This window comes from Ignicoccus sp., from assembly GCF_056435145.1.
The window spans coordinates 110,854-117,173 of sequence record NZ_JBWNMZ010000001.1; the positions used below are offsets into that span (position 1 = coordinate 110,854).

5 protein-coding genes and 1 other RNA gene are annotated in these 6,320 nt (G+C 53.0%); 2 read left to right on the forward strand and 4 right to left on the reverse strand.

Going from position 1 to position 6,320, the window contains the following annotated elements; genetic code table 11:
- Positions 1-27 precede the first annotated feature (27 nt).
- Together AC1HCZ_RS00725 and ffs are read left to right on the forward strand one after the other, a co-directional pair.
- Positions 28-1,494, forward strand: a complete 1,467-nt coding sequence (locus AC1HCZ_RS00725; protein ID WP_479461629.1) for a hypothetical protein — start codon at positions 28-30, stop codon at positions 1,492-1,494.
- A 43-nt stretch (positions 1,495-1,537) separates the two neighbouring features.
- Positions 1,538-1,847, forward strand: an RNA gene (gene ffs, locus AC1HCZ_RS00730) — signal recognition particle sRNA.
- A gap of 18 nt (positions 1,848-1,865) precedes the next feature.
- Here the strand turns inward: ffs and alaS are convergent.
- From alaS to AC1HCZ_RS00750, 4 genes are all read right to left on the reverse strand, one after another.
- Entirely contained in the window at positions 1,866-4,559 is a 2,694-nt protein-coding gene (gene alaS, locus AC1HCZ_RS00735) for an alanine--tRNA ligase (protein WP_479461630.1), read from the reverse strand.
- Between the two features lie 37 nt (positions 4,560-4,596).
- A complete protein-coding gene (locus AC1HCZ_RS00740) occupies positions 4,597-4,905 on the reverse strand; it encodes an Hsp20/alpha crystallin family protein (protein WP_479461631.1) in 309 nt (102 codons plus the stop codon).
- An 11-nt stretch (positions 4,906-4,916) separates the two neighbouring features.
- Positions 4,917-5,654, reverse strand: a complete 738-nt coding sequence (locus AC1HCZ_RS00745) for a proteasome assembly chaperone family protein (RefSeq protein ID WP_479461632.1) — start codon at positions 5,652-5,654, stop codon at positions 4,917-4,919.
- A gap of 74 nt (positions 5,655-5,728) precedes the next feature.
- Entirely contained in the window at positions 5,729-6,103 is a 375-nt protein-coding gene (locus tag AC1HCZ_RS00750; protein ID WP_479461633.1) for a hypothetical protein, read from the reverse strand.
- Positions 6,104-6,320: the final 217 nt, after the last annotated feature.

Here is a 6,320-nt window from a genome sequence, read left to right on the forward strand (position 1 = left end):
CAGAGGTTCCAGCGGAGTGATTAAGTCGTGCGGGTAGTGATTATAGTGATGCTCCTCTCCGCACTCCTCGTAGCACAAAATCCAATTGTGAAGTCAATTAGGGAGAGGACCACACAAGCATTGCTGACGAAGCTCGCCCAAGCTTATTGTAAGTCCAAAATAGCCCTCGAAGCCCTCAGTTATTCTGTAAACAACATAGGAGCTGCAATCAGAAGTATAACGCCGAACTTCGAAAGGCTCGTAAGCTTGCTCAAACCAGGGGGTCGACTCTATGAAGAGATTTTCTCGTGGAGCAACAACTATGTGTCTAACTATTTAACCTTCAGAAATTACGTCACTAACCTACTCGTTCAAGCCAGAGGGCTGAGCTCCGCTTTGAGGGCCGGCAACGCCTTGATTGAGGTTACCTACCCGGGCTCCGTGAGGGCTAACTTGCTAAACGATTACTCCCAACAAATAGGGAAGCTAGTTAACGAAGCGAGTCTCCGCTTACAGAAGTACGAGGCCTTGGAGACCATGCAAACCCTATCGGAGATTGCCTCCGTAATCCATCCCAAGGGCGTGGACGTTTACTTGAATTCAACTACCTTGGGGAATTTACTGACCATTGTTAGGAACGGCGCAAACATTACCGCAATAGAGCCGGCACCCACGAAGGCTTGGCTGTCCTTAGCCGCTTGTGCAACCGACTTCACAAACAATACTTTCATACTTTGCGTAGCGATCGGCAGTCCTCAGAACTATACAACTACCAAAAAATACTACTTGGGCTTTAACGACCCCTTCTACACGAACGTCTACTCATCACAGATGGGGGCTCCTTGTCCAATAAACAACATACAAATCCACAACCTAGTTCTGAACGTGTGGAACAACTACGTTAGTGCTTACAACTATTATATAAGTAATATATGGCCTTACGAGGCATTGCTGATAAACTCTAAAAACGTTCTAATTAGTATCTTGAACAGCCTCGGCACAGACTTGTTGACGCCGCTCCTGGGAACGTTCTCCAAAAATGTACCTTCGGCATTGCAAGCTTGCTTACAACTCCTCGGCCCGGAGGGCAAGGCGCAAAGCTTAGCCAACTACGATTTGAGGGATCCTACCCAACTGAGGAGCTTTATGTCCAACGTCGCGAACGCGTTCTACAACGTCCTCGACAGTACGGAAAAGTCGATCAACTGTATGGAGTACTACCTACCGTTAATAGAGAGGTCACAAAAAGCTTACTTAAATGCCTTGGCCAGTAAGTTTAGGCAGATCAGCGGTCAAGACATAGAGGCGTGGGCCGCAGAGAACGGCATCGATTGCGCCTACGTCCCCCCCGTGTCATTGGTGGAATCTTTGAACATAACAATAAACACATATATATCGTTGCTCGATCCACAGAGTCCCACCAGCTTCGTGAACACATTGACAACACAAGAGCCGCCAGGGGTCCTAAAGCCTTCACAAGTACCGCAGCTCCCCATCGGTAGCCCGTGTTCATAAAAAGCCCGGATCCCTTTTGCCCCCACGAGGCGGAGGGGTGCCAACCGGGGTAGGGCCGGAGGGCTCGCCCCCCTCCCCCCGCAAAGGGGCCCGAATTGGGCGAAACGCGGGGGCCAGCAACTCCCCGAGGCTCCCCGCGGTCCCGCGGAGGGCGTCGTCCGCGCAATGGCCCTCGCCCCGCGGGGCCCGCGGTGGCGGAGCCTCCGCCGAAGGGCGGAGGTCGACCGCCTTAGCCGGGGGAACCAGGTCAGGCCCGGAAGGGAGCAGCCTAACCCCGGCCGCGGCGCGTTCGCGGGAGAACGGGGGGAGCGCGGGCGGCGTGGGCCTCCGCGGGGGTGCCGCGGGGCTCAGGTCTCGGGGAGGGCCCGGGCTCAGCCCCTCCGCCTCGAAAGCTCTCTAGCGAGCTCATTCAAGAACTCGTTGATCCTTTCTTCGTCCTCGCAGACGACCGTAGCCCTGCTGTCCTTACCCCCTCCCTTGCAACCCACTTCCCGGGCCACCTCTCTGGCCATCTTTCCGATGTCCACTCCCTTGGGGGCTGCCAGTTCGACCCTTCCGTCGACTATTACGGCAGCCGGGGAGTCGGAGCTGAGGACCCGTAAGACCTCTTGAACAAGCTCCGGGTCTCTCAAGTCTATCCTGACGTACTTGATGCCGTCAAGCAACCTTGCCCTCTTTATGTACTCCGATACGAGCCTCTTGCGGTATTCAGCTACCATCTTCTTCAAGTCTGACAGTTCTTTCTTTAAAACGTCTATTCTCTTTGTTAACATCTCCGGATTAGTAGAGAGTTTCTCCGATGCCTCGTGAATTAGGTCCTCCATCTTGGCTGCTTCCTCTGCAACCCTAGTCCCGGCAACGAACTCTACCCTCACGACCCCGTCTTGGATCTTCCTAGTCGATATTATCTTCAGGGAGCCGACCTCTCCGGTGTTGTTCAAGTGAGTGCCGAAGCACGCCTCCACGTCCCAACCCTCTATTTCTACCAACCTTATGTCCTTGCTCATGGGAACTCCTCCCTGATATATTGAGAACCAGTACTTAGCCTCAGCTTCGTTCCTCGGAAGCGTAAAAGTCTTTATTCTCCTCCTCTCATCTATTACCTTGTTCGCAACTTCCTCGATCTTCTTGATCTCTTCTCTGGTTAGAGGCTTGTGGTGCGTGAAGTCGAACCTCGCCTTCTCTGGGGTCTTCTCCGCGCCGGCTTGCCAGACGTGGTCGCCCAAGACCTTCCTCAAAGCACCTAAGAGGAGGTGTGTGCCGGTGTGGTGCCTCATCAGCCTATACCTCCTCTCCCAGTCTATCCTCCCCACAACCACCTTGCCTCCGGAGTACTCTCTGTCCAGCACGTGGACTACTACGTCACCTACCTTTTGGACGTCCACCACTCTGTAGGAGCCGCTTCCGCTCATTATGACTCCGGTGTCGGCGGCCTGTCCTCCCCCTTCAGGGTAGAAGGCGGTCTTATCCAATATGACGTAGTTCTTCTTGACCCCTATTACTTGTGCGTCGAACTCCTTCATGTAGGGGTCTTCGTGAAAGAGCCGTCGCGTTGGGGGGAACTCCTTGGCCCACTCTACTATTTCCGGAGGGAGTTTGCCCTTCTCCTCTGCACCCTTAACCTTGTGCACCGTTTTCTGGTGGCGAGCAGCTACTATCGAATAGAAGTTGTGAGGTACTTCGATCGTCAACCCCATTTCCCTAGCAATTTCAGATACTATGTCGGGCGGTATACCGTGGCTATCGTAGAGTTTCACTAGGTCGTCCAATGTTATTTCCTTTTTCCTCTTAATTAACCTCATTACTATACCCTTACCCTTCCTTAACGTTTCCTCAAACTTCCTCTGTTCGAATTCAACAACGTCCAATATGTAGTCTCTGTTCTTCCAAGCCCTGGGGTACTCGTCTCGCCAATAGTTAATTTGAAGCTTGAGGAGTTCGGCGAGCGACACATCTGACCTAAGCTTCTTCAGAGCTCTCAAAGTTCTTCTGATAACCAGCCTAGCCAAGTAACCCTCCCCAACGTTGGAGGGTACTATGCCGTCTGCGAGCATCCACATGAGAGTCCTAGTATGGTCTATCACTTGGTATACTAGCGAGGCCCTTGAATGAATCTCCTTTATTTCGTCTATTCTCATTCCGAGTCTCTCAGAAGCCCTCTTGTAGACTCTCTCTAGGGTCTCCGACCTCTCAGGGTCGATTAGGCCAGCACTCTTGACGAGCTCGTACAAGAGCTCGTGCGGAGGCTCATCCACGCCCAGCTTCTTGTGGAACTCGTGCAGCAACTCACCGTAGACCGCGTGGAACGCCGTAGGCGTCTTCTGGGTAAACCACGCCAGTCTTTCTATTCCGTATCCGGTGTCGACTACCTTGAGCTTCATGGGAACGTACTTTTTCTGCTTCCCTTCTTCTACCACGTCGTACTGCATGAAAACGAGGGTGGCGAGTTCAAGGCCAGCAACGGTGACCTCGAAGGAGGGACCTGCGTTCCCTCCTCCCTCCCACCAGCTCTCCTTAAAGTTGATCAGTTCTTCCGGAACGCCTATTCTTTCAGTGAAGAACTCATAAGCGAGTCTGACCGTCTCTTCCTTCCAGTACACCCAGTTGTCGGGATAGTTGAAAGCGTGGTGGCCTCCCATGTGGAAGCCCGTCATGTGCCTGCCGAGGGTTAGACCAACGTTATCTATGTCTTCCAGCCTAATACAAGGTTGTACTATCACCAGCGGGTTGGCAGGAGGCGGGACCACCCCTTTAGTCACGTGAGGTTGGAACACGACTATACTTGCTATCGTCAAGAAGAGGTCGTCCCTCCACCGGGCCACCACAGGCCTGGGCTCCACGGGGACGTGCCCCCTTTCCTCGAAGAACTTTATGAATTCCCTCTTCGCGTCCCTTAAGCTTAACTTAGCCTTAGTAGGTACGTCGAAGAACTCGTACTCTTGGCAAGGGGAGTCTCCACAGACCTCGTGTTCGCCCTTAGTCCAGAAGTAGGAGCCACAAACCTTACACTTCTTCCTCCTCAGCCCTTCCTCTTCAAAGAATTTCAGTCTGTACTCGTTTTCCAAAACTTAGGACCCGCTGTACGCTTGGATAGGGGGTATTTCACGGTCTGGCTGCTTTTGGAAACACTATTATTAATATTGGACCTTCCTTGTTCACTACCTCCAGCTCGTACTCATCATCCGCCTCGTCCGGTATTCTCATAATCTTGACGTATTCTTCGACTTCGTAACCCCCTATTAGGATCTTCTCCTTCAGTCTCGCCCTTACCTTCAAAGTCCTTCGATACAAGCTCACACTCAGACTTCTTTCGTCGGCCAAGGGCAGATCTATCAGTATCTCTATCTTGTCCGGGAGGTCGAGGACTGTATGGAGGGGTTCTGCTTTACCGTTTGGGGAGACGCGAACCAAAGCTCTCACCCTCAAGCGTACATCATCGAACGGGGCCTCTCTTGGATGACCTCTTTAGCCTTATTGGCCATCTCTTGGAGTCTGGCCCTTATCCTTTCTGAGTCTTCGAGCAACTTTCGGGTATTTATTTCAACATCATATATCTTGGATAACGCGTCCAACGCCTTTGCTGCCGCACCGGGGTCCGGGAAGTCGGGGAAGGCCTCGACCACCACGGTCACTCCGGGTATTCCCTTGCCTCTGGCCAGCTTCAGCAAGACCGCTGTCGGGCCGTAGAGCACGCCGTCCTTCAAAGGCTCGCCCACTCTGGCTATCTTCCTCATGGTTTCTTCGCCAACTAGGTCGGGGTCGTTAACTATCCAAAAGGTACTAGGTTCCTTCTTTATCCTCTGAACGCTCGGTAAGCCAGTTAATGATATTATTTCTGTAGTACCCCTCCTTTCGACGTAGTCGAGTATGGCCGAGGCTATCGGATAGATCAGTGTAGCGGGTAAGGGGACCTCTGGCGATATGACTAACCAAGGGTGCTTGTAGTAAAGACCTATGGGGTACTGGCTGATCCCGTCCCTTATAGGGGTTAGGGGGAGTTCCGAGGGAGAGTCTATGCCGCCTATTAGTTCGAGCTCCAACTCCTCGACCATGTGTTTAGTGGCTATCAAACCTACCAAGCCGACGTCGACAAAACCTACCACTGTCTTGAAGCCCGGCTTCGGCCTCGTGGTCTCCCAGAAATCCACTGGAACCATCATCTCCCTTACACCTCGGGACGCGTAATCTTCATCATAAAAATCAGTGGGATCGAGGGTCCTCATCGAAAGGAGGGCTACATCTCCTTGACGGTGTAGCTGTAGGCTCCAGGTTTTACCAGTTGTTCGAACTTATCGCTAGGGACGTATACTTGTACCCTCCTGTTCTTCGCATAGAGCTTGAGCATCCCTCTGGTCTCCAAGTCCCGTAACACCCTCTTAGCTAAGCCCACGCTGATACCCATCTTCTCCGCGAGTATTGTGGGAGTTACGTACTTCATTCCTTTGACTACCTTCTGAGCTTGGTCGACCACGTTAGCCTCGGCAACCACCCGGAGGGTTACGCCCCTCTTCTCCTTCCTCTCTTCTATCATTTTTTGACGCAGCTCACGGAGTAACTGTCTCATTTGTCTCTTCTCTATCGCGCTGAGCGGCTTGTTTACCCTCCCCATTTCTAGCTCCCCAGAGGGTGGTCGAGCAGAACTTTAATTCTAGCGTGGCAAAAACTTATTAACAAAATCCCGTCCCTTCCTCCGGCGGCAGCCCGCCGTAGCTCAGCGGAAGAGCGCCCGGCTGTAGGGCCCTTCAGGCCCGCCCCCGGACTCCAAGGGCTTGGCCCGCGGGATGAGGGGGCGCCGGCCCAGACACCGGGTGGTCCGGGGTTCGAAT

Excerpts from the sequence above, each read along its gene's own strand:
- AC1HCZ_RS00750 (WP_479461633.1), bottom strand. The coding sequence starts at position 6,103 with ATGGGGAGGGTAAACAAGCCGCTCAGCGCGATAGAGAAGAGACAAATG.
- AC1HCZ_RS00745 (WP_479461632.1), bottom strand. The coding sequence starts at position 5,654 with ATGATGGTTCCAGTGGATTTCTGGGAGACCACGAGGCCGAAGCCGGGC.